Here is a 23693-nt window from a genome sequence, read left to right as displayed (position 1 = left end):
AAGATGGCTAAAAAGAGTAGTTTAGGACGCGGCTTAGGTGCTATTTTAGAAGATGTAGAGCTTGCTTATACAGCTGAACTTACTGGAGGTAATCGCGATATAATTAAAGAGATTGATGTTGATTTAATTGTAGAAAATCCATATCAGCCTCGTAAGCATTTTGATGAAACTGCTTTAAAAGAGCTTAGTGAATCTATTAAAAGGCATGGCCTTATTCAGCCTGTAATCGTCATACAAAAAGATGATGGATACATGCTAATAGCTGGTGAGCGAAGATTTCGTGCCACTAAGATGCTTGGTGAAAGCAAAATCAAAGCCATCATCGCAGATATTGAGAGCAAAAATTTAAGAGAGCTTGCACTTATTGAGAATATTCAAAGGGAGGATTTAAATCCTATCGAGCTTGCAAATTCTTATAAAGAACTAATTGATGAGTATAAGATCACTCAAGAAGGGCTTGCTGGAATAATCCACAAAAGTAGAGCTCAGATAACAAACACAATGAGGCTTTTAAGTCTTAGTAAAGAGACGCAAGAACTTATAAAAGATGGCAAAATCACTCAGGGGCATGCAAAGGTAATAGTTGGACTTGATAGCAGTGATGAAAAAATGGCTGTGAATACTATCATAGGACAGAAGTTAAGCGTAAGAGATACTGAGAATTTGGTTAAAAATTTAAAAGAAAAGAGTAAAAATCCAGATAAAATAACTTCAAAAATAGATGAAAATTATCTAAAAAAACTTGAAGATTTACAAAGCCTTCTTCAAAATTATCATATAAAATCAAAAATAAAAAATCAAAATTTAGTGCTTGAATTCAAAGATATTTCCGATATTGAGCAATTTATATATAAAATAAGATAGAATTTTACTAGTAAATTTAGCTTATTTTTTCTTTTAATATTGTAGAATAAACCGATTTTTTGTTTTAACGCAAAATATACAGAGTCATAAGGAGATTTAATGTTACAAGTCGATTTGCCATTGGTAATTCTAACGGCAGCAGTTTTTATAGGACTTATCATTATTTTAAATTCAATCCTCTATCAACCTCTTATTAATTTTATTGATTCGAGAAATGAGGCCATTAAAAATGATGAAGAGAGTGCCGTTAGAAATACAAGCGATCTTAGTGTTCATGAGGCTGAGATTGAACAGATAATTATGTCTGCTAGAAACGAAGCCGGAAAAATCAAACAAGAGGCTTTAAATGCGGCAAAAGAGAGTGCAGCCAAAATAATAGAGCAAAAGCGCGCTACTTTAGAAGCTGATTATGAGGCATTTATTCAAAATTTGCAGACTCAAAAAAGTGAGTTTAAGTCTGATTTGATTACTAGATTGCCTAATCTTAAGAATGTTCTTAAAACAAAATTGGCAAAAATTTAAGGAGAGTGTATGAAGAAATTTTATCTTATTTTACTTGTTCCGTTTTTTGCTTTAGCTAGTGAATCTAGCGGACACAGCTATGATATAGTGGCAAGAATTCTAAACTTTTTAATGTTTTTTGGAATCTTGTATTACTTTATAGCCACTCCTGTTAAAAATGCTTATAAAGCTAGAATTGAAAGTATAGCGATTAGACTTGATAATATTCAAAAGAAGTTAAGAGAGTCAAAGGCTAAAAAGAACGATGCGCTTAGAAGAGTTGAAGAGGCTAAAAGTAATGCCGTAAGCCTTATAGAGACTTCTAGAAAAGAGGCTTTGTTGTTATGTGAAAAGATAAAAGCAGAGACTAATCAAGAACTTTTAAGCCTTGAAAAGAGCTTCCAAGAACAAAAGGAATTTGAAAGAAGACGTGCCGTAAAAAGCGTTGTAGTTGAAATTTTAAATGAAGTTTTTGAAAGCGATAGCGTTAAAATCGATAAAAACGAACTTGTTAATATTGTTCTTAAAAAGGTTGGCTAATGAAAGAGTTGATAGCAAAAAAATATGTAAAAGCTTTAATGGCTGATCTTAACAGAGATGATCTTGAGAAATTTATAAGCGATCTAGATGTTGTTGTAAGTGCATTTAATATTAATAAATTTAGAAACATTATAACTTCTCCTAGTGTAAAAAATGATAAGAAAATCGATCTTGTATTATCTTTTTTAAGTAGTAATAATTCTAAAATTATAAATTTTATCAAGCTTTTAGGCGAGAATAAAAGGCTTGATATCTTGCCTGATATACTTAATGAGCTTGCAGTGCAAAAAGCTCAAATGGATAATATTTTCCGTGGCACAATCTATGGAAATTTTGAGATTGATCAATCTCAAATTACTGAGCTTGAAAAAAGCTTTTCTAAAAGATTTAATGCAAAAATCATGTTAGAAGCTGTAAAAAGCGATTATAACGGTATAAAAATAGAGTTGGACGATTTGGGTGTGGAGGCTAGTCTTTCGATAGATAGACTTAAATCTCAAATGACTGAATATATATTAAAAGCAATTTAAAAGGAGAAAAAGCGTGGTTGCAACTAAAATAAAAGCAGATGAAATTAGCGCTATCATCAAGGAAAGAATCGAAAATTTCGATCTTAGTGTTGATGTTGAAGAGACAGGTAAAGTTATCTCGGTAGCAGATGGAGTTGCGAATGTTTATGGCCTAAAAAATGTTATGGCCGGCGAGATGGTTGAGTTCGAAACAGGTGAAAAAGGTATGGCTCTTAACTTGGAAGAGAGCAGTGTTGGTATAGTTATCCTTGGTAAAACTGATAACATTAAAGAGGGGAGTTCAGTAAAACGTTTAGCTAGACTTCTTCGTGTCCCTGTGGGAGATGCTCTTATTGGACGCGTTGTAAACTCTCTTGGCGAGCCAATAGATGCAAAAGGTTCAATCGATGCGACTGAAACAAGATTCGTCGAAGAAAAAGCAAAAGGTATCATGGCTAGAAAATCAGTGCATGAGCCACTTCAAACAGGTATTAAAGCTATTGACGCACTTGTTCCGATCGGACGTGGACAACGCGAGCTTATCATTGGTGACCGCCAAACAGGTAAAACCACCGTAGCAATCGATACTATCATCAATCAAAAAGGTCAAGATGTAATTTGTATATACGTTGCTATTGGACAAAAACAATCAACCGTTGCTCAAGTTGTTAAAAAACTCGAAGAGTATGGCGCTATGGACTATACTATAGTTGTAAATGCAGGCGCATCAGATGCTGCGGCACTTCAATACCTCGCTCCGTATGCAGGAGTAACTATGGGCGAGTATTTTAGAGATAATTCACGCCATGCATTGATAATTTATGATGATCTTTCAAAACACGCTGTTGCATACCGTGAAATGTCTCTTATCCTTCGCAGACCTCCAGGTCGTGAAGCATATCCTGGTGACGTTTTTTACCTTCACTCAAGACTTCTTGAGCGCGCAAGTAAGCTAAATGATAAATTAGGTGGCGGTTCACTTACTGCGCTTCCTATAATCGAGACTCAAGCGGGTGACGTTTCTGCTTATATTCCAACAAACGTTATTTCTATTACGGACGGTCAAATTTTCCTTGAGTCAGATCTATTTAACTCAGGTATTCGCCCTGCGATTAACGTTGGTCTATCTGTTTCTCGTGTTGGTGGTGCCGCTCAGATTAAAGCTATTAAGCAAGTTTCTGGTAACTTGAGACTTGACCTTGCGCAATACCGTGAACTTCAAGCGTTTGCTCAGTTTGCGAGCGATCTTGACGAGAGTTCAAGAAGACAGCTTGAGCGTGGACAAAGAATGGTTGAGATCTTAAAACAACCTCCATACAGTCCTCTTCCTGTAGAAAATCAAGTAGTTCTTATTTTTGCCGGTGCTAAGGGTTATTTAGATGATATTTCTGTAGGCGCAATCAATAAGTTTGAATCAGAACTATATCCTTATATAGAGGCGAAATATCCTGAAATTTTTGATCAGATTAGAACAAAAAAAGTACTTGATAAAGAGATTGAAGAGCTTTTACATAAGGCACTAAAAGACTTTAAAGCGACATTTGCTGCTAACTAAGGTTAAGATATGTCAAATTTAAAAGATATAAAACGAAAGATCAAAAGCGTTCAGAATACTCAAAAGACGACGCGTGCGATGAAGCTTGTATCTACTGCTAAACTTAGAAAAGCAGAAGATGTGGCTCGTCACTCTAGAGTATATGCGCTTAAGATAAATGAGGTTTTATCAGAGATTGCATATAAGATTAATCAATACGGCTCTGTTGATTCAGAGAGTAAATTCTTTAACACTAAAAATAGTGTAGAGAAGGTTGATATTATCTTTGTAACAGCTGATAAAGGGCTTTGCGGAGGCTTTAATATCCAGACTATTAAAACCGTTAGAAATATGATAAATGAATTTAAGGCCAAAAAAGTTAAGATCAGGCTAAGAGCTATTGGTAAAAAAGGAATAGAATTCTTTAACTTCCAAGGCATAGAACTTCTTAAAACTTATGTCGGATATAGCTCATCTCCTACTTACGAGAAGGCTCAAGAAGTCATAAAAGAGGCTATTGATGATTTTATAAACGGAGTTACCGATAAGGTTATTTTAGTTCATAACGGTTATAATAATATGATATCTCAGCAAATTCGCATAAATGATATTGTACCTGTTGAGCCGCCTAAAATAGTTGAGGTTGAGACCAACTCTTTAATGGAATTTGAGCCTAGCGATGATGATGGTAAAATTTTAGACGAACTACTTAAAAAATATTTTGAGTATAGTATGTATTATGCGCTTGTTGATAGCCTTGCTGCAGAGCATAGTGCTAGAATGCAGGCGATGGATAACGCAACAAATAACGCAAAAGAGCGTGTTAGAGAGCTGAATCTGGCTTATAATAAAGCTAGACAACAGTCTATTACCACTGAGCTTATCGAGATCATCAGTGGCGTTGAATCAATGAAATAAAAAGGAGTATTAATGAAAGGTATTATTTCTCAAGTAATGGGACCTGTCGTTGATGTCGATTTTAGCGAGTATTTGCCAAAAATCAACGAGGCCATTGAGGTAAATTTTGAAGTGGAAGGTAAAAAGAACAAGCTTGTTCTTGAAGTTGCCGCTCACCTTGGAGATAACCGCGTAAGAACCATTGCTATGGATATGAGTGAAGGTCTTACTAGAGGTTTGGAAGCTACTGCTCTTGGAGCGCCTATTACTGTTCCTGTTGGTGAGAAAGTTTTGGGAAGAATTTTTAACGTTATCGGCGACTTGATTGACGAAGGTGAAGAATTAAATTTTGATAAGAGATGGTCTATTCACCGTGATCCTCCTCCATTTGAAGAGCAAAGCACAAAGAGTGAAATTTTTGAAACAGGTATCAAAGTAGTTGACCTTCTTGCTCCTTATGCAAAAGGTGGTAAAGTTGGACTATTTGGTGGTGCAGGTGTTGGTAAGACAGTTATTATTATGGAGCTTATCCACAACGTTGCGTTTAAACACAGCGGTTATTCTGTATTTGCTGGTGTTGGCGAAAGAACTCGTGAAGGAAACGACCTTTATCACGAAATGAAAGAATCCAACGTTTTGGATAAAGTTGCCTTATGTTATGGCCAGATGAACGAGCCACCAGGGGCAAGAAACAGAATCGCGTTAACAGGTCTTACTATGGCTGAGTATTTTAGAGATGAGATGGGTCTTGACGTTCTTATGTTTATTGATAACATCTTTAGATTCTCTCAATCAGGTTCAGAGATGTCAGCGCTTCTTGGACGTATTCCTTCAGCGGTTGGTTATCAGCCTACACTTGCAAGTGAAATGGGTAAATTCCAAGAGAGAATTACATCAACTAAAAAGGGCTCAATTACATCCGTTCAGGCTGTTTATGTTCCGGCAGACGACCTTACAGACCCTGCTCCTGCGACAGTTTTTGCCCACCTTGATGCTACAACGGTTCTTAACCGTGCTATTGCAGAGAAGGGAATTTATCCTGCGGTTGACCCGCTTGATTCAACATCACGTATGCTTGATCCGCAAATTTTAGGTGGAGAACACTATAAAGTTGCACGCGGTGTTCAGGCTGTTTTGCAAAAATATAAAGATTTGCAAGATATTATTGCGATTCTTGGTATGGATGAGCTTAGCGAAGAGGATAAGGTTACAGTTGATAGAGCAAGAAAGATAGAGAGATTCTTGTCTCAGCCATTCTTCGTAGCTGAAGTCTTTACAGGAAGTCCTGGAAAATATGTAAGCCTAGAAGAGAGCATTGCTGGCTTTAAGGGAATCTTAGATGGAAAATATGACGATCTTCCTGAAGCGGCGTTTTATATGGTTGGAAATATAGACGAGGTAATGCAAAAAGCTGAAAAACTTAAAGGCTAAAATTTAATAAGGAAGCGTAATGAATAAATTACATTTAGAGATTGTGACGCCTGAAGGACTTGTATTTTCAAATGATGTTAAAAGTGTGGTTTTGCCTGGAAGTGAAGGAGAATTTGGTGTTTTACCAGGGCACGCATCTTTGATATCTTTGCTAAAAGCCGGTCTTATAGATATAGAAAACGAAGATAAAAATCACGATATTGTAGCTATAAATTGGGGATATGTGAAAATTGATGAAGGCAAGGCGGTTGTCCTTGCCGATGGCGCAGTGTATGTATCAGGAAGCTCTGAGAGTGAGTTAGCTCACTCCCTTGAAAAGGCAAAAGATCTTATTCAAAGCATGAGTAGTGAGACAAATGCATTTGCGGCAACAGTTGCAAAACTTGATAGTATGGTGAGAGCTAAATAGTGGCAGGTCTTGATATATTTTTAAATTATTATTCAAGAAGTAGCTTTATAACTATTTTTGTTCTTGCTTGGCTATCTCTATATTTTATTATAAGTTCTACCATACTTTTTTCTCGTATGGTAGAACTTGCCTTATGGAAAAAAAGAGAGCAAAATGCTTTAGAATCACTGTTTATGGGTTCTAAAGTAATTGCAAACGATTCTTGTTTAAAAAGATGTGCCTCCGGTAAAATTTGTAAAGAAAAACTTGGTATTTGTATAAGTATGGCAGAAAAAAATGCCACAAGCGGTGTTACTTGGCTTGGGATTATTGCATCTACATCGCCTTTTATTGGACTTTTTGGCACAGTTGTGGCAATACTTGAGACATTTTCAAAACTTGGCCAAGGAGGAAATTCGTCCCTTGGAGTAATAGCGCCCGCTATATCCGAAGCTCTTGTGGCTACAGGAGCAGGTATTTTTGTCGCAATTCCTGCATATACCTTTAGTTTGCTTCTTAAAAGAAAGGCGTATGAGCTTATGAGTATTATTAGAAGAGAAGCTGATATGCTAATCGCAAATAAAGAAGAGAGCTAAATTTATGATAAATCTTGAAGAGACCCCAGAGCTTAATATAACTCCTTTGGTTGATATTATGCTTGTTTTGCTCGCTATACTTATGGTGACTACCCCGACTCTTGTGTATGAAGAGCAGATAGTATTGCCTGACGGATCTAAGACGAAAACACTCTCGGCTGAGCAAAAGGATTTGACTGTTATAGTGGATGCTCAAAGAAAAGTTAGAATAGATCAAAGCACTATGAGTCTTCAAGAGTTGCCTGATAATATAGCTCTTTTAAGTGCGAAATATAATAAAAATTCAGCTGTTTATATAAAGGCTGATAAAAATTTACTATATGACGATGTTATGTTTGTATTAAAAAGTATCAAAAATGCCGGATTCTCAAAGGTAGCACTCCAAACGAATGGATAAAATTTTAGAGCAAAAATTTAATACTTTTAGCTACTTTATACTCTCTTTTATTCTGTATATTTCTATTGTGAGCGGTATTTTTATAAAACTTACATATTTTAGAAGTGAAGAACCTAAAAAATATACTGATACAAAAGATGCCTTTATGGATATTATGATAGTTGAGCGTGAGCAAGATATAGTACCAAAGGCCCCTGAAAAAAAAGAAGAAGTAGTAAAAGTAGAAGAGCCTGAAAAAAAGATTGAAGAAGTTAAAGAGGAGCCAAAGCCAGATACTACAAACAAACCTTTGGAGCCAGAAGTAAAACCAGAGCCTGAAATTGTCCAAAAAACAGAAGAGCCGAGCCTAAAGGATCTTTTTAAAGATATAAACATATCTAAGCTTAAAGAGGATAAGGTTGTAAAAAAGACTGAGCCTTTAAAAGAGCAGAGCAGAAAAAAGCCTGAAAAAAATCAATCTCAAAGCTCTCAAAAAAAGGCAAGCGATGTTATAAATGCATTAAAGCTTGATAAAGTCGCTAAAACTCCTGAGTTGCAAATGACTGGAGAAGACCATCCTTATATAGGGCAGATTAAAAGAATTTTAGCTACAAAATGGAATGCTTATAAAGCTGATTCAAACGATAATGCTGAGGTTGAAATTAGTATAGATTTAAGTGGAAATTTTAGTTATAACATTAAAAAATTATCATATAATAGTGAATTTAATGACAAGGTCAGGGAATTTTTACAAAGTATGACCTTTGAAAAATTTCCACCTTCCGAGCTAGGAAGGACAGTGACTCTTAAAACCACTTTAGTAGATAAAATAGAATAATGGAGGAAAAATGAAAAAAATTATTTTAATACTGAGTTTTGCTTTAGGCTTATTTGCCGCAGATGCTACAATATCTATTATAAATAAAGGTATGGTTTTGCCTAAAATAGTGCTTCAAGATGCTACGACTATGGTTTCTGATCAGGCATTTAAAAACAGATTCCATAAGATTATGTTAGGCGATTTAAAGGTAAGCTCTGATTTTGAAGTAGTAGATGAGTATATAACTAGTAGCTATGAGGGAGATTCTGATACGAATGTTATGAGTCACAAAAACGCTCAGTTGATTTTTAGGTATGCTCTTGAGGGGCTGCCAAACACATCTCTTGTCTTAAGAGTTAAACTAATAAATGCTAAAACCGCGACCACTCAATATGAGAGAATTTACACTATGAATGACGGTGCTAAATTTCCATTTTTAGCACATAAAGCAATAGTCGAGCTTGTAAATGAGCTTAATATGCCTCCTGTAAATTGGATGGAAAAATTTATAGTTTTTTCCAAATCTACAGGATCTAAACAGAGTGAAATCGTAGTAGCTGACTATACTTTAACCTATCAAAAGGTGCTTGTTAGGGGAGGACTTAATATATTCCCTAAATGGGCGGGAGCCGATCAGAAAGCATTTTATTATTCAGACTACAGCGGCTCTAAAATAATTTTATATAAATTTGATATAGCAACAGGTCAAAAAACTAAAATTTTAGATACTAAAGGCGGTATGCTTGTGGCTTCTGACGTTAGCCAAAGTGGCGATAAGATGCTTCTTACTATGGCGCCTCAAGATCAGCCAGATATATATCTATATGATTTAAATTCTAAAAGACTTTCTCAGGTTACAAACTATATCGGCATAGATGTAAATGGAAATTTTGTGGATAATGATACTAGAGTAGTTTTTGTATCAGACAGATTAGGTTATCCTAATATTTTTTCACAAAATATAGCAGGAGGTGCTGTTGAACAGATGGTATATCACGGTAAAAACAACAACTCTGTAAGTACATATCAAAACTATATAGTTTATTCAAGTAGAGAGAATGAAAAGAGTGATTTTGGAACTAGAGATTTTAATATCTATATGATTTCAACCAAAACAGACTATATAAGACAGCTTACCGCAAGCGGAAAGAATTTATATCCTAGATTTTCTAGCGACGGACAAAGTGTAGTGTTTATTAAGGAGCTTGGAGGTCAGAGCTCACTAGGAATAATACGCATAAATGAAAATAGGAGCTTTCAATTTCCTCTAAAGATAGGTAGAATACAGTCTATTGATTGGTAATCTTATTAAAAAAATATGATATAATCACTAAAATTTTTGCAAAGGATTAAAATGAAAAAAGTAGCTTTAGCTTCTGCTGTTGTCGCAGCTTTACTAATGAGTGGTTGTAGCTCAAAAGCCCCTGAGGTTGATATGAGTGCTGATTCTAAACAAGGTAGCGCATCTACTATGGGTTCTAGCGATAGCATGATGAGTGCTAGCGATAAATTACAACAACTAATATCTATGGTTGAAGGACATGTTAAAAACGTATATTTTGATTTTGATAAATTTAATATCAAAAGCGATATGCAATCAGTTGTAAACATGAATGCTAGCGTATTTAACCATGCAGATGCGAAAAATTTAACTATTAAAGTTGAAGGAAACTGCGACGAGTGGGGAAGTGATGAGTATAACTATGCTCTTGGTCTAAAAAGAGCGAAGGCTACAAAAGACGCTCTTGTAAAACAAGGTATTGCTGCTGATAGAATTACTGTTGTTAGTTATGGAGAGAGCAATCCTGTTTGTACAGATAAAACAAAAGCTTGCGATGCACAAAATAGACGTGCCGAATTCAAAGTTCTTCCATAATAACATATGATAAATTTAAAAAAATTAGCGACTCTATCTTTTGGAGTCGCTTTTTTATACTCTGCTGAAATTTCAGTATTTGATGCCGGTAATTTAGATAGTAAAAACCCTTACGGTTTAACTGATAGTGAAAAAGTTCTGCTTAAAAATAAGCAGAATGTAGAAAATTTAAGCAGAAACATGGGCGATGTAGAATCTAGTTTAAGTGGGGCACAAGAGAGAATTGAAGGTCTGCAAAGTATTATGGATGGCATTAATGAGCGAATATCTAGGCTAGAAAAACGTATAAACGATCTTGAAGCACAAGCATTAAATAAAGAAGATAGTCTAAAAAACAAGCTTGAAACTCTAAAAAAATACTCTGAAGAGACTAGGGCGATTCAAGAAATAAATAATAAAAAAATTACAAAAACTCTTAAAGACCTCGGCACACTTATAGATAAATCAAATGCAGCTAAAGAGGAGTTAAAATCTACTAAAAACAAGTCTGAAGAGTCAAATAAACAAGTTTCAGCAGATTTTACTAGGCAAAAAATTCAAGATGTCGCAGCTGACGCTAAGAAGCTTTTTGATGAAGGAAAGCTGGATAAGGCTAAAGATAGATATGAATTTTTGATAACAAAAGGTCACAAGCCAGCCGCAGCAAATTTTTATCTTGGTGAAATTTCATATAAGCAAAAAGCATACAATAACGCTATAAAATATTATCAACAAAGCATAACTCTTTACGATAAAGCCGATTATATACCAAAATTACTATATCATACTGCGATTAGTTTTGATAAGATTAATGATACTCAAAGCGCAAATCGATTTTATAAAGCATTGAAATTAGGCTATCCTGAAAGTAAAGAAGCCAAAGCATCTCCTGATAGATAAGTCAATTTACATTAATAAATTTACGATATAATCATACTTATTTTAATTTTTAGGAGAAAGTGTGAATCAAGTTATATCTATGTTTTATGAGCTAAAAGACGCTAAGACAGGCGAAATTTTAGAATCTAACATGCAAGAAGGCGGTCAAATTTCATTTTTGACAGGTAGAGGACACATAATACAAAAGCTAGAAGATGAGGTTATCTCACTAAAAGCCGGAGATACAAAGAGAGTTGTTATTGAGGCAGCTGATGCTTGCGGACTTTATGATGAGACAGCTCTTCAAAAACTACCAAAAGAGCAATTTGCAGGAATTGAACTCAAAGAAGGAATGGAGCTGTTTGGCCAGGGAGAGGATGGTTCAAACGTTCGTGTTACTGTAGCAAAAATAGACGAAAATGAAGTAACTGTTGACTTTAATCACCCTTATGCTGGTAAAGACCTAGAGTTTAACGTTCAAATAACAGAAGTTAGAGAGGCTACCGAAGATGAGATAGCGACTGGTGTTGTAGCTCATGCACATGCTTGCGGATGCGGTAGTGGACACGGACACAAAGAGGGTGGCTGCTGCGGAGGTCATGGTCATGATCATGAAGAAGGCGGATGCTGCGGTGGCGGACACCATCACCACGATGATGAAGATGGATGTTGTGGCGGAGAACACCACCATAATGATGGTGGCGGATGCTGCGGAAAACATCATCACTAAGAAACTATAATGAAATTTTCTTTTATATTCCCTGGTCAGGGGTCTCAAGCCATTGGAATGGGCAAAGAAATTTATGAAAATTTCAATGAGGCTAAAGAGCTTTTGCATAATGCAAGTGATGCTCTTAGCGTAGATTTCAAGAAGCTTCTTTTTGAAGAGAACGAGCTGATTAATCAGAGTGAGTTTACTCAGCCTGCAATAGTTTTAAATTCTTTAATGTGCTATTTGGCTCTAAAATCAAAATTAAATTTAGAGCCAAATTTCAGCCTCGGACACTCTCTTGGAGAGTTTAGTGCCTTGGCTGTAAATAGCGGATTTGACTTTGTAGATGCACTTAAGGTGGTAAATATCAGAGGCAAGCTTATGCAAGAGGCTTGCAATGGTAAAGATGTGTCTATGATGGTTGTTTTAGGACTAAATGATCAAATTGTCGAAGAAATTTGCGTAGGCACTCAAAAAGATGGTTTGCAAATTTACGCAGCAAATTACAACTGTGATGGACAGATAGTCGTAGCCGGAGTTAGAGAGCATTTGGCTAAATTTGAATCAGTATTTAAAGAGGCTGGGGCAAAGAGGGCTATGCTTTTAAATATGTCTGTTGCCAGCCATTGCCCTATTCTTAGTAGTGCAAGCATAGGTCTTGTTAGCCATCTTGAGGCGACATTAAAAGATAAATTTAAAAGTGTTATATCTAACGCAACTGCTAAACCATATAGTAGCAAGAATGAGGCTTTAAATTTATTAAAAGATCAGCTTGTAAAACCTGTTTTATATAAACAAAGTATTCAAAATTCACAAAGTGAAATTGATATTTTTGTAGAATTTGGTTCAAGCGTGCTAAAAGGGATCAATAAAAAGATCACTGATAAACCGACCTATTCTATAACGGATATTAAGAGCTTGGATGAATTTTTAGTATTTTTGGAGGGTAAATGATAGCGATTTTAGGTGCGATGCCTGAAGAGATCACTCCGCTTTTGGACGCTTTAAAAGATTATGAAGAGATACGTTATGCGAATAATGTCTTTTATTTGGCGAAATTTAAAGATAAAGAGCTTGTAATAGCATATTCAAAAATAGGTAAAGTAAATGCCGCCCTGACGGCTACAATAATGATTGAAAAATTTAAGGCTCAAAAACTACTTTTTACAGGTGTTGCCGGCGCTTTAAATGAAAATTTAAAAATTAAAGACATGTTGTATGCCGAATCATTGGTGCAGCATGATCTTGACATTACAGCGTTTGGTCATCCGCATGGATTTGTGCCAGGTACAAGTATATTTATGAAAAGCGATGGAAATTTAAATGTCCTGGCTACTAAAATTGCTAAACAAAAGGGAATAAATTTAAAAAGCGGAATTATAGCTACCGGAGATCAGTTTATTTGTGAACAAAGTAAAAAAGATTGGATAAAAAATACATTCAAAGCCGATGCTACAGAGATGGAAGGTGCCAGTGTAGCCCTAGTATGTGAGAGCTTAAATGTGCCATTTTTTATTTTAAGAGCCATAAGTGATGAGGCTGGAGGTGGAGCGGAGTTTGATTTTGACGAATTTTTACAAAGCTCTGCTAATATAAGTGCTGATTTCATCCTCTCTATGATTGAGGAGTTATGATAGAGCTTAGCAAAAAGCTCCTTCGCATAGTCGGTCAGACGAATGCGAAATACAAGATGTTTGAAGAGGGCGATAAAATTTTACTCGCCCTAAGCGGTGGCAAGGATAGCATGACACTTGCCCACTTGCTTAAGCATTTTTGCTCGGTAAGTCCGCTTAATTGGCAGTTTGAAGCAGTTACTGTGACTTACGGTATAGGTGAAAATCTTGAACCTATAAAAGAGCATTTTAAACTACACGAAATTCCTTACAAAATTATTGACACTCAAATTTTTGAATTCGGTAGAGAGAAAATTCGTGAAAATACGACATTTTGCAGCTTTTGCAGTCGTATGCGTAGGGGCTATCTCTACACTTATGCTCTTGAAAACGGCTTTAATAAAATTGCGATCGCTCATCATCTTGACGATGCGGCAGAGAGTTTTTTCATGAATTTTACCTATAATGGTGCGCTTAGGACTTTGGCTCCAAGATATAAAGCCCAAAACGGTCTTGATATCATTAGGCCTCTTATACTTGTGCGAGAGCGCCAAATTCGCGATTGTGCGATCAAAAATGAGCTTCCCTTGATGAATGAAGAAGAGAGCTGCCCTGCTAAACAATACGGCGGCAAATCGCCTCGCGCAAGAGCTGAAACCAAAGCGATGCTAGCAAATTTGGAGAGTGAAAATCCTAAATTTTTTGTATCTTTAAAGGCTGCGTTTGAAAATGTTCATTTAGATACATTTTTTAGCGCTGATGAATAACTAAAAACCTTGTAAAACTATGCTGTAAAGCTCGTTTACCTCTCTATCATCTAATAAAATCGTAGATTTTTTCTTGAGTAGATGTTGAATTTTTTCAAAATTTAGATTTAAATTACCAAAACAATTTGGGTGAGATGGTAAAAATCCTCTTGTTAGGGATATAGAGCCTTCTATTTTTTCATCGCAAACAAAGCAGGTTGGCTCATCGTGAAGCCTTCCTTCATGCTCTAAAATTCGCACATAAGCCTCGATAATAAGGCGCTTTGGATTTTGCTTTAAGAGTCTTTGAGCACAAATTTCAGCCTGGTTAAAATATACTTCGTCCATCTGCTCGACATCCTTTAAATGGGCGTAAAATAGTCTCATGAACTGCTGCCATATCATAAGTCGCTCGCGCACGACAAGCCAGTTAAAGCCAAGATGCAGTACACTTCTAAGATGAGGGAGAAAATTTGCGCTTTCGTTTAGCTCAAAGTCGATCTTAAAGCCCTGCATAACGCTTGGATGACGCGCACCGTAGAAGCGGTAGCACTTGATGAGCGACTCTTGCGTGAGGATGTAGACGATCAGGTCTTCTTCTTTGACCTTTTGCGTGTGGACGATGTAGCCTTGCATCTAAATTTTAAAGAAATTTCCTATCTTTTCGCGCATGATGGATGCGTCATCTATGCGGTTGATCTCGTCTCTAAATGTGCTTGCGCCTTCGATGCCTTTAGAGTATTGGTGAAGGTGCTTGCGAAATATAGCCACTCCATGCTCGCTGTAGTGCGAAAGCATAGCGTCAAAGTGAGCCAATATGATCTCGCGTTTTAGCTCGCCGCTTACGCTTTTGCCGCTTTTTATTTCGTGAAATATCCACGGCTTGCCGATGCAGGCTCTTCCGATCATTATGGCGTCGCAGTTTGTGAGCTCAAATACTTGTGCGGCGTTTTTCTCGCTGATATCTCCGTTTGCGATTAACGGAATTTTAACTGCGCTTTTAGCTCTTGCGATAGCTTCGTAATCAACTTTCGCCGTATATCCGCCAACTCTCGTTCGTCCGTGAAAGGCTATGTAATCAGCTCCAGCATCTTGTGCGGCGAGAGCTAAAATTTCAGGTATCTTCTCGTCAAATCCAAGGCGCATTTTTACGCTTAGCATGCTTTTGTTTGATGTTTTTTTTATCGTTTCTATTATCTTTTTTAGATTGTCTATATCTTTTAGAAGTGCCGAGCCTGCATATTGCTTAACTACTTTTGGAACAGGACAGCCACAATTTAGATCTATGCCGTCTATACCGTCAAATTTGTTTATGATCTCGACTGCTTTTTTGATAATTTCGCTATCGCTTCCTGCGATTTGAACGATATACGGAGTCTCTTCCGGGGATTTTTTAAGCATTTCAAGCGTTTTATCAGAGCCTTCATAGACAAGTGCGTTTGCGCTTATCATCTCGCTAACCGTCACATCGCATCCAAAACGCTTGACTACGCTTCTTAGAGGTAGATCCGAAAAACCGGCTAAAGGTGCAAGAAAAATAGGTTTTTTGCTAAAATCTATCATCTAAAAAGCATATTTGCAGGTACCATTCTGCCATTTTCTCTAAGGTAGAGTAAAATTCTAAAATTTTGATACTCATAAGGATCTGAATTTTCTAAAATTTCACGAACACGCTCTATCATTTGAAGCTCAAATAGCACATACAAATATGCCTCTTCCGCATCTTGATGAGAGCTCTTTAATCTTTCAAATATTCCCATAAGAGTATCTGGAGTTAATTTATCTTTTAAAACTATAGCACTGTGGTTATACTGCTCTTTTGTGATTTGGTGATGGTTTAGAATCTCAAAAATTTCTTCACTATTCATATCTATTTCATCGTTTACAAAACGATCTATCATGATTATGACCTCTTCACCACTCTTTTCAAATCCAAATCTTTTAATATCTGTAAAAGAGCCAAGTCTAATTAGTTTTTCGTTGGCTTTTTTTGAAATTTCATCATTTAACTCTTGGTAGCTTTTTACTACTTCAACGAAGTAGTTTGGTATCTTTTCTAGTTTGTTTAGCTCATTTTGTATAAATAGCTTATTGTCTTTTGGTAGTTTAAATTTCTTCAGATCCATAACTTCGCCATTTTGCACGCTTTTTACAATTTTGACAACATTGTCTAGCTCATCGTTACTAACTGCAATTTCGTTATATTTTTTCCAAGGTGATAAAATTTTAGTTATCTGCGAAGGTGTTTTATAAAGTTCGGTTCTAAATTCTTTGTTTGTATCAAGACCTAAAAAAACTTCTTTTGCTAACTCATTGTATAGATGTTCGTCTTTTTTGATTGATCGTTTAAATACATATATTTCAAATCCGTGATACGCGATATGGGCAATAGCAAGCACTGCAAATATGGCGATTGGAATTACTATCCATGCCGCAAGCGGAAGAGTGAGCGAATACTCAAGAAAGTTAAAAGTATGCTCTGAGGCATCTAGTGAATATACAAAAATGCCGACTAATACTATATAAATTAAACTATAAACTATAAAACGTCTAGTTTTCATAACAATCCCCTATTTTTTAGATGTTTTTTCGACTATCTCTCTACAAACTATACAATATCTTGCATGAGGTTTTACTTTAAGTCTTGGTATTCCAATATCTTCTTCACACATTTCACAAATTCCGTAAGTCTTGTTGGTTATCTTGCTAAGGGCTACGTCTATAGCGGCCAATTCGTATCTTTGTTGTGCACTTATTGATTGTTCTATTAGCTGATCGGCATTTACAGTTGCTATATCAAATTCATCGCTTATACCGCTATCTCTAAGAGCTGCCAACTCGTTACTTGCATCAAGTATATTTTTCTTGATTTGGATTTTTCTCTCTTCCAAAATAGATTTAAAAAGTTCTAGATCGCTTTTGCGCATCTGTTTCCTTTACTTATGATATGGGTGATTTGCATTTATACAAAGAGCCCTAAAAATTTGTTCAAAAAGTATTAGTTTGGCTATTTTATGAGCCATTGTAAGAGAGCTTAGACTTATAATTTTATCCACTTTTTGTTTGAAATTTTGACTAAGCCCATAAGCTCCGCCTATAAAAAATGAAATTTGCGAATTGCTTTCTAAAATTTTAGCAAATTGAATACTATCAAGCTTTTCACCCTTTTCGTCAAGCGCTATACAAAAACCCTTTAAATTTGGCTCATAAATATCATCATAGCGTTTTAATGCCGATTCGCTTCCGGCACTTTGAGCTTTGGCAATTTTTTCGTTGAATATGGTTATGTCAGAAATTTTAGCAAATTTTGATGACATTTTTATATACTCTTTTATCTCGTTTTCGAAGTTGTCGGCTTTGGATTTTTGTATCGAGAAGACAGAAATTTCCAATACCTACTCTTCCTCTTCATCATTATCATTGTTTTGCAAAATAAGCTCGGTACTCTCTTCTTTTACAAGCTTAGAATTCGATAGAAGCCTTATCATATCACTTACAAATTTTTTATGATCTTTTCTTTCAACTATAGCGTCTATCAGTCCGTGTTCAAGCAAAAATTCCGATCTTTGAAATCCTTCAGGAAGATCTGAGCCTATGGTTTGTTTGATAACTCTTTGTCCGGCAAATCCTATAAGTGCACCAGGTTCTGCTATGATAATATCTCCAAGCCAAGCAAAACTAGCACTAACTCCACCCATTGTAGGATCTGTTAGTATCGATATATAGGGTACCTTAGCCTCATCAAGCAGTTTTAACGCTGCGGAAGTCTTTGACATCTGCATTAAAGAAAATGTGCTTTCTTGCATTCTTGCTCCGCCTGATGCCGAGATTATTATAAGCGGGTGTTTTTTGTCTATGGATCTTTTGATAGCTCTAACTATCTTTTCACCTTCTACTGAGCCTAGGCTTCCACCCATGAAACTAAAGTCAAAGACCACAAGCTGTACGTCCATATTGTCTATTTTTGCTTCGCCACATATTACGGCACTGCTTCTTCCAGTTTTCTCTTCGCTCTCACTGATACGCTTTTTGTATGATTTTTTATCCACAAATTTAAGCGGATCTACAGGTTTTAAGTTTTTATCAAATTCTACAAAGGTTTCAGGGTCGCATAAAAGCTCTATTCTTCTTTGAGGTTTGAGTCTCATATGGTATCCGCATTTCGGGCATACGTTAAAGCAGGCTTCTACCTCTTTATAATACATTAATGAGTGGCAGCTTTCGCACTTTACCCAGTGCGCAGGAGCTTCACTCGGAGATGATTGATTTCTTGTTTTTGAAAAAATATCTAAAAAGCCCATTTTCTACCTACTTAAATATAAAAATTATGCGATTATATCTAATTTTAGCATTGTATTTGCTTATATTTGATTGTTAAATTAGTTAAATTTAAATTTTATATATTTAAAGTTTGTAGTAAAATTTATTTTACCACTCTATGTATGTTTTTGCTTTTTTGATGTCTGAAATTTTTATTTTGATAGATTTATTGTCTACTTCAAGATCTATTTCGTAGTCATTTACGGCTAAAATTTTACCTTTTAGTTTTTGATTTCCTCCATCGATTGAGGCTGTAATTTTTACAAGCTCTCCTATGCTTGAGCTAAAATGAGCGATTGTTTCGAGCTTTCTTTCAAGTCCGGGACTGCTAACTTCAAGAGTATAGTCACCATTAACGGGTGGTTCTACATCAAAGATAGGTGAAAGTAATCTCGATACTTTTTCACAGTCGTCTAAATTTACTCCATCTTTTTTAGTAATATAAATTCTGTAAATAGTTTTGCCGTTTTCATTGGCTAGTTCGGTATCATAAAGCTCTACCCCACACTCTTTAATTAGTTTTTCAAGATTTTGCATTTTTATCTAAATCCTTTGAAATTTTATCAAACAAACTATCCATATGATTTTGATACTCTAGCCTATCATCAAATTTGAAGTGAAAATTCGGGCATCTATACCAACCTTCAGCTTCCATGCAGTGGTTTTGTAGATATTTTGATATGCGTTTTAAGTGACTTAATACATAGGCTTGTTCTTTGTCGTCAAACGCCATCTTATCAAGATATACAAAGGCGTCATATCTACCTTTTTTGCACTCTACATCAGTTACGCAAAGACCTCTTAAAAACTCATCCTCTAAAGTCGCAAGAGCTTCAGGAATAAGCTCTTTCAACACACTTTCGGTTCTTAGTCTTTTAATTTCGGCTGAATTCATAGAGTCGCTTGCTCCTCAATCTCTTTAAAGCTTTCTATATAATCACCCTCTCTTATATCATTATATCCGTCTATTCCTACGCCACACTCATAGCCTTTTGCCACCTCGCGAACGTCGTCTTTAAAGCGTTTTAGTGAGCTTACCGTACCTTCATGAACTACTATACCATTTCTAATGAGCCTTATTTTTGCTCCTCTGTTTATACTGCCTTCTGTTACCATACATCCAGCTATAGCACCTATTTTTGGCACATTTATTACTTGGCGAACTTGAGCTTGTCCTAAGTGCTCTTCTCGTAATATAGGTGACATTAATCCGCTCAGTAGCACTTTAACATCATCTAGAAGGTTATAGATTACATTATATGTTTTAATCTCTATTCCGCTTTCTTTCGCTTTTTCTTTTATCTCTCCGGTTGGGCGTATGTTAAATCCTAAGATTACACTATTTTCACTGGCTTTTGCTAAAGCTACGTCGCTTTGAGTTATTCCGCCTACTCCAGAGTGTATAATATTTACCTTAATCTCATCATTTCTTAGTTTTTCAAGACTTGATTTTATGGCTTCTAATGATCCGCCAACATCTGCTTTTACAATAACAGGCAGTGATTTTAGCTCACCTTCCGCAATCTTTTCACTAAGCTCTTCAAGGCTTACTTTTGTAGTTTTACTAAGTTCTTTTTGACGTAGGTATTCTGCCTTTTTCTGAGCATATTCGCGAGCCTCTTTGTCTGTTTTAACACTTATTAGAGTCTCTCCCGCCTCAGGAATTTCACTTAAACCCATTATTACGCCACATTCACCGGGCTTTATCTCTTTTAAAACATTGGCTTTATCGTCTGTTATGCTTCTTATTTTACCGTAGGCCACTCCTGCCACTACAGTATCTCCAACTTTTAAAGTACCGTTTTCTACGATTATGGTTGCAACAGGTCCCCTGCCTTTTTGTTGCGAGCTTTCTATTATGGTAGCTTTCGCATTTGCTTTCGCATTTGCCTTAAGTTCCAGAATGTCTGCTTGTAAAAGTACTATCTCCAATAGGTCTTCTATACCCATTCCTGTTTTTGCTGAAATAGGAACAAATTCATATGCTCCGCCCCATTCGGTAGATAGTATGTCAAGATCTGCGAGTTCGCTTTTTACTTTGTCCGGATTTGCTGCCTCTTTATCCATCTTATTGATAGCTATTATAATAGGTACATTTGCAGCCTTAGCATGACTAATGGCCTCTTTTGTCTGTGGTTTTACTCCATCGTCGGCAGCAACGACTATTATAACTATATCGGTTACTCCAGCTCCTCTTGCTCTCATGGCGGTGAAAGCTTCGTGACCAGGAGTGTCTATAAATGTTATATTTCTATTATTTTTATTGACCATATATGCACCAACGTGCTGGGTTATACCGCCAGCTTCCCCAGATGCTACGCGTGAGTTTCTTATATAGTCAAGTAAAGATGTTTTGCCGTGATCAACGTGACCCATTATTGTTATAACAGGGGCTCTTTGAGTTAAATTTTCTTCGTTGTTTTGCTCGTCGTATGCTTTTACATAGTCGAAAGCCTCTTGTGTGTCTACTATATTTATCTCAACTCCAAATTCATCTGCTAAAATTTCTATAGCATCTTCATCTAAAAAGTCGTTTTTAGTTGTCATCATTCCTAGCATAAATAGCTTGCCAATAATTTCGCTAGGCTGTTTATTTAACTTCTCTGCAAATTCATATACGCGGATCTCTTTTGGAATTTCAATCGACGTGATTGCTTCGCCACTATTTGCATCTTTCGAAACTTTTTTATGTTTTTTTCTAGAACGCCTACTTATGCCTTGTTCTAAAAAAGATCCTATAGAATTATTTAAAGACGGTTTATATATATTTGTTTGTTTAGTATTTTGAGTTGGTTGAGGAGTAGGCGTTCTTACTGAAAAATCAGGGAGTACTACTACATCTTCATCTTCTAAAATTATATCAGCAAGATCTCTATCTCCTAATAGATCTACTTTTTGCGCTCCGTTTTTTTTGGTTGCAATTACTGGTTTTTTATCTTTCTTTTTCTTTTTAAGTACGGATTCTGAATTGTTAAACGAGAACATACTCTCTAAATTTCTAATCGGCTCGCTCTCTATTTTTTCAGCTTGTTTTGCCGTGCTTGTAGTAACTACAGGCTCTTCTTTCTTTTTCTTAACTATCATAAGCCCTCGTCTTTTTTGAAGACTTACGTCAGCTAGACTCTCTTTTACTTCAGGTTTCTTTTCGGTTACAATAGGTTTTTCCTCTTGTTTATCTGTTTTTTGATTTATATCTTCTTTTGTTTCTTTTTCAGGATTTATGCCAGGAATTTCTACTTTTTCTTTAGTCTGTTTTGTTGCGGTCTGCTCTGCTTTTACAGGTTTTTCTATCGCTCTATTATCTTTTTTTGTAGTTTTAGAAGACTCTTTTTTTGTATCTTTGCTCTCTTTTTGTTCTTTTGTCTGTTTTGTGGCTGATTTTTTAGGTTCAGATTTTTTCTTTTCAGGCTTTTTCTTAAAACTTTCAGGAATTTCTCCTGTTTGCACATAAGTATAGAGTGCTTCGGCTTCCTCTGGTGTAACTCCGCTTGAGTGTGTTTTTACTTTTAATCCTAACTCATTAGCCTTTTCTACAATTTCTTTACTAGGATAACCTAGCTCATTTGCTATCTCTGAAATACGAACAGTCCCCATTTAAGAGTATCTCCTTTAAATTTTGCTCATTTTTTAAAGTTGAGATAAAATTTCTCGCAACTTTGTTGAGCGATTTTTTCAAATTTTTTTCATCTTTTTTTAGACATTCTTCACATATATAAAAACTTCTCCCATCTCCGCTACCAAAAAAAAGTGAAGAATTTATGATACGAAATCTGTATAAGTCATGCTGTTTTAAGCGTTTCTTACACACTACGCACATTCTAATAGGAATATAATTTTTAACCATATATTATAACTTTTGTTTGCTTTTTTTTAGCTTTGTGAGATGATAAACCCGTCATTATCAAATGATAAAATTTCAACTCTAAAATTTTTAAATTTATCTTTTAGCTTGTCTTGTAGATTATTTGCATCTGATTTATAGGCTATGTTTAAAAATGTTGAACCACTTCCTGATAGTGTGCTCATTAGTGCCCCATTTTCATAAGCTGTTTTACGAACTTCAAAAAGTTCCGGAAGAGTTCGCATCCTAAGCTCTTCATGCATCATGTCCTTTGATGCTATTTTTAAAAGATCGTACTTTTCTTCCAAGAAACAGGCTGTTAAAAATGCCGAATGAGATAGATTGCTGACACATTCGCTCATTGAGTAGTGTTTAGGTAGTTTTGTGCGAGATTCTTTTGTGCTCATCGGTTTGTCTGGAATAACCACTACAGCCTTAATATCATCTCCTATATTTTTTTTAATAGAATTTACTTGATTATTATGTACTACAGAGGTTACAAAGCCTCCAAGAACAGCAGGGGAGATATTATCGGGATGGTTTTCATATACTAAAGATCTATTTAACACGATGTTTTTATCAACCTTAAACTCAGCCATAGCATAAGCCGAAGCAATTGCAGAGGTAATAACTGCAGATGAGCTTCCAAGGCCACGAGAGAATGGAATTTTATTATTAAAAACTATTCTAAAACTGTCTTTTTTGCCTGTTAACTCATAGTAAATTTCGTTAAAAATAGATAGAAAAAGATTGTTTTTTTTGAGCTTTATATTATCTGAGCCTTCGCCCATTATAGAGATTGATGAAAAATTTGCTCTTTTTATTTCAATTTCGTTATATAAACTCAAAGCAAGCCCCAAAGCATCAAAACCGGGACCTAAATTTGCACTTGTTGCAGGGACAGTGATGGTCAAAACAACTCCTAAACCGCTTGGATAATATAGTTCGGTAGAGTATCAAAATTTAAATTTAAAACATCTAAATTGAGTGGTAGCTTGAAATTTCCAGCTTCAGCTTTTTCCAGCTTGATCTCATCTTGGAATTTAACAAAACTTAGAGCTTTGTTTGCACGTATTGGTGCATTGCCATTTAGCTCAAAACCTCTTACTGCGTAAAACTCACACTCTTTGATGATGCTTAAAGTCTTTAAAATTACATATGAGACCTTTATTCCCATGAAGCTTCCGGGACCATTTGCATAGATTATTTTTGAAATTTTATAGTTATTTTTATTTAAAATTTCATCTATTATTTCTATTAAAGCCTCATCA

30 protein-coding genes are annotated in these 23693 nt (G+C 35.7%); 18 read left to right on the top strand and 12 right to left on the bottom strand.

What is annotated here, in order from left to right; translation table 11 throughout:
• Nucleotides 1–3: 3 nt before the first annotated feature.
• The 18 genes from CDOMC_RS08285 to CDOMC_RS08200 all read left to right on the top strand — a co-directional run bounded on the left by CDOMC_RS08285 (nt 4) and on the right by CDOMC_RS08200 (nt 14282).
• Nucleotides 4–864, top strand: a complete 861-nt coding sequence (locus CDOMC_RS08285) for a ParB/RepB/Spo0J family partition protein (protein ID WP_172129266.1) — start codon at nt 4–6, stop codon at nt 862–864.
• A 99-nt stretch (nt 865–963) separates the two neighbouring features.
• On the top strand, nt 964–1386 hold the full coding sequence (locus CDOMC_RS08280) for a FoF1 ATP synthase subunit B' (protein ID WP_172129265.1): 423 nt from the start codon (nt 964–966) through the stop codon (nt 1384–1386).
• A gap of 9 nt (nt 1387–1395) precedes the next feature.
• Entirely contained in the window at nt 1396–1905 is a 510-nt protein-coding gene (locus CDOMC_RS08275; protein WP_172129264.1) for a F0F1 ATP synthase subunit B, read from the top strand.
• Complete coding sequence (locus tag CDOMC_RS08270; protein WP_170018900.1) at nt 1905–2435, top strand: F0F1 ATP synthase subunit delta; 531 nt, start codon at nt 1905–1907, stop codon at nt 2433–2435. Before CDOMC_RS08275 ends, CDOMC_RS08270 begins: the two co-directional genes overlap by 1 nt.
• Before the next feature lie 13 nt (nt 2436–2448).
• Nucleotides 2449–3969: a F0F1 ATP synthase subunit alpha gene (gene atpA, locus CDOMC_RS08265; RefSeq protein WP_442861609.1), complete on the top strand. Its 1521-nt coding sequence runs from the start codon at nt 2449–2451 to the stop codon at nt 3967–3969.
• A gap of 9 nt (nt 3970–3978) precedes the next feature.
• Nucleotides 3979–4866: an ATP synthase F1 subunit gamma gene (atpG, locus tag CDOMC_RS08260; RefSeq protein WP_172129263.1), complete on the top strand. Its 888-nt coding sequence runs from the start codon at nt 3979–3981 to the stop codon at nt 4864–4866.
• Nucleotides 4867–4878: 12 nt separating this feature from the next.
• Complete coding sequence (gene atpD, locus CDOMC_RS08255; protein WP_172129262.1) at nt 4879–6276, top strand: F0F1 ATP synthase subunit beta; 1398 nt, start codon at nt 4879–4881, stop codon at nt 6274–6276.
• A gap of 19 nt (nt 6277–6295) precedes the next feature.
• On the top strand, nt 6296–6685 hold the full coding sequence (gene atpC, locus CDOMC_RS08250; RefSeq protein WP_172129260.1) for an ATP synthase F1 subunit epsilon: 390 nt from the start codon (nt 6296–6298) through the stop codon (nt 6683–6685).
• Complete coding sequence (locus CDOMC_RS08245; protein WP_172129257.1) at nt 6685–7260, top strand: MotA/TolQ/ExbB proton channel family protein; 576 nt, start codon at nt 6685–6687, stop codon at nt 7258–7260. The genes atpC and CDOMC_RS08245 overlap by 1 nt, the downstream gene beginning before the upstream one ends.
• 4 nt (nt 7261–7264) lie before the next feature.
• Complete coding sequence (locus CDOMC_RS08240; protein ID WP_172129256.1) at nt 7265–7657, top strand: biopolymer transporter ExbD; 393 nt, start codon at nt 7265–7267, stop codon at nt 7655–7657.
• A gap of 67 nt (nt 7658–7724) precedes the next feature.
• Nucleotides 7725–8474, top strand: coding sequence for a TonB C-terminal domain-containing protein (locus CDOMC_RS08235; RefSeq protein ID WP_236861307.1), 750 nt, complete (start codon nt 7725–7727; stop codon nt 8472–8474).
• 10 nt (nt 8475–8484) lie between these two features.
• Nucleotides 8485–9759, top strand: coding sequence for a Tol-Pal system protein TolB (tolB, locus tag CDOMC_RS08230; protein ID WP_172129254.1), 1275 nt, complete (start codon nt 8485–8487; stop codon nt 9757–9759).
• Between the two features lie 51 nt (nt 9760–9810).
• Entirely contained in the window at nt 9811–10332 is a 522-nt protein-coding gene (locus tag CDOMC_RS08225; protein ID WP_172129253.1) for an OmpA family protein, read from the top strand.
• Nucleotides 10333–10338: 6 nt separating this feature from the next.
• Nucleotides 10339–11211, top strand: coding sequence for a tetratricopeptide repeat protein (locus tag CDOMC_RS08220; RefSeq protein WP_172129252.1), 873 nt, complete (start codon nt 10339–10341; stop codon nt 11209–11211).
• 79 nt (nt 11212–11290) lie between these two features.
• Entirely contained in the window at nt 11291–11920 is a 630-nt protein-coding gene (locus CDOMC_RS08215) for an FKBP-type peptidyl-prolyl cis-trans isomerase (RefSeq protein WP_172129687.1), read from the top strand.
• A 9-nt stretch (nt 11921–11929) separates the two neighbouring features.
• Nucleotides 11930–12856, top strand: a complete 927-nt coding sequence (gene fabD, locus CDOMC_RS08210) for an ACP S-malonyltransferase (protein WP_172129251.1) — start codon at nt 11930–11932, stop codon at nt 12854–12856.
• Nucleotides 12853–13536, top strand: coding sequence for a 5'-methylthioadenosine/adenosylhomocysteine nucleosidase (locus CDOMC_RS08205; RefSeq protein WP_172129250.1), 684 nt, complete (start codon nt 12853–12855; stop codon nt 13534–13536). Before fabD ends, CDOMC_RS08205 begins: the two co-directional genes overlap by 4 nt.
• Nucleotides 13533–14282, top strand: a complete 750-nt coding sequence (locus tag CDOMC_RS08200) for a tRNA 2-thiocytidine biosynthesis TtcA family protein (RefSeq protein ID WP_172129248.1) — start codon at nt 13533–13535, stop codon at nt 14280–14282. Before CDOMC_RS08205 ends, CDOMC_RS08200 begins: the two co-directional genes overlap by 4 nt.
• Here CDOMC_RS08200 and recO read toward each other — a convergent pair whose 3' ends face one another.
• From recO to CDOMC_RS08140, 12 genes are all read right to left on the bottom strand, one after another.
• Nucleotides 14283–14897, bottom strand: coding sequence for a recombination protein RecO (gene recO / locus CDOMC_RS08195; protein ID WP_172129246.1), 615 nt, complete (start codon nt 14895–14897; stop codon nt 14283–14285).
• Nucleotides 14898–15824, bottom strand: coding sequence for a tRNA dihydrouridine synthase (locus tag CDOMC_RS08190; RefSeq protein WP_172129244.1), 927 nt, complete (start codon nt 15822–15824; stop codon nt 14898–14900).
• Nucleotides 15821–16822 carry a LapA family protein gene (locus tag CDOMC_RS08185; protein ID WP_172129242.1) on the bottom strand — a complete coding sequence of 334 codons (1002 nt, stop codon included), beginning with the start codon at nt 16820–16822 and terminating at the stop codon, nt 15821–15823. Before CDOMC_RS08185 ends, CDOMC_RS08190 begins: the two co-directional genes overlap by 4 nt.
• 9 nt (nt 16823–16831) lie before the next feature.
• Nucleotides 16832–17188: an RNA polymerase-binding protein DksA gene (gene dksA / locus CDOMC_RS08180; protein ID WP_169973360.1), complete on the bottom strand. Its 357-nt coding sequence runs from the start codon at nt 17186–17188 to the stop codon at nt 16832–16834.
• Between the two features lie 9 nt (nt 17189–17197).
• A complete protein-coding gene (locus CDOMC_RS08175) occupies nt 17198–17653 on the bottom strand; it encodes a 23S rRNA (pseudouridine(1915)-N(3))-methyltransferase RlmH (protein ID WP_172129240.1) in 456 nt (151 codons plus the stop codon).
• 3 nt (nt 17654–17656) lie between these two features.
• Nucleotides 17657–18562, bottom strand: coding sequence for an acetyl-CoA carboxylase, carboxyltransferase subunit beta (gene accD / locus CDOMC_RS08170; protein WP_172129238.1), 906 nt, complete (start codon nt 18560–18562; stop codon nt 17657–17659).
• A gap of 127 nt (nt 18563–18689) precedes the next feature.
• The gene (gene rimP, locus CDOMC_RS08165; protein WP_172129237.1) at nt 18690–19118 is read right to left on the bottom strand and encodes a ribosome maturation factor RimP; all 429 of its coding nucleotides are present in this window, start codon (nt 19116–19118) and stop codon (nt 18690–18692) included.
• Nucleotides 19105–19476, bottom strand: coding sequence for a 30S ribosome-binding factor RbfA (rbfA, locus tag CDOMC_RS08160; RefSeq protein WP_169973353.1), 372 nt, complete (start codon nt 19474–19476; stop codon nt 19105–19107). Before rbfA ends, rimP begins: the two co-directional genes overlap by 14 nt.
• Nucleotides 19473–22175 (bottom strand): translation initiation factor IF-2, encoded by a 2703-nt coding sequence (gene infB / locus CDOMC_RS08155; protein ID WP_172129236.1) that lies wholly within the window; start codon nt 22173–22175, stop codon nt 19473–19475. Before infB ends, rbfA begins: the two co-directional genes overlap by 4 nt.
• A complete protein-coding gene (locus CDOMC_RS08150; RefSeq protein WP_236861380.1) occupies nt 22141–22398 on the bottom strand; it encodes a DUF448 domain-containing protein in 258 nt (85 codons plus the stop codon). Before CDOMC_RS08150 ends, infB begins: the two co-directional genes overlap by 35 nt.
• 53 nt (nt 22399–22451) lie before the next feature.
• Nucleotides 22452–23336 carry a homoserine kinase gene (gene thrB, locus CDOMC_RS08145; protein WP_172129234.1) on the bottom strand — a complete coding sequence of 295 codons (885 nt, stop codon included), beginning with the start codon at nt 23334–23336 and terminating at the stop codon, nt 22452–22454.
• 8 nt (nt 23337–23344) lie between these two features.
• Complete coding sequence (locus tag CDOMC_RS08140; protein ID WP_236861379.1) at nt 23345–23662, bottom strand: glycoprotease; 318 nt, start codon at nt 23660–23662, stop codon at nt 23345–23347.
• Nucleotides 23663–23693 lie beyond the last annotated feature (31 nt).

Source organism: Campylobacter sp. RM16192 (genome assembly GCF_004803855.2).
Taxonomy (GTDB): domain Bacteria; phylum Campylobacterota; class Campylobacteria; order Campylobacterales; family Campylobacteraceae; genus Campylobacter_A.
This window is presented reverse-complemented; position numbering and strand designations above follow the sequence as displayed.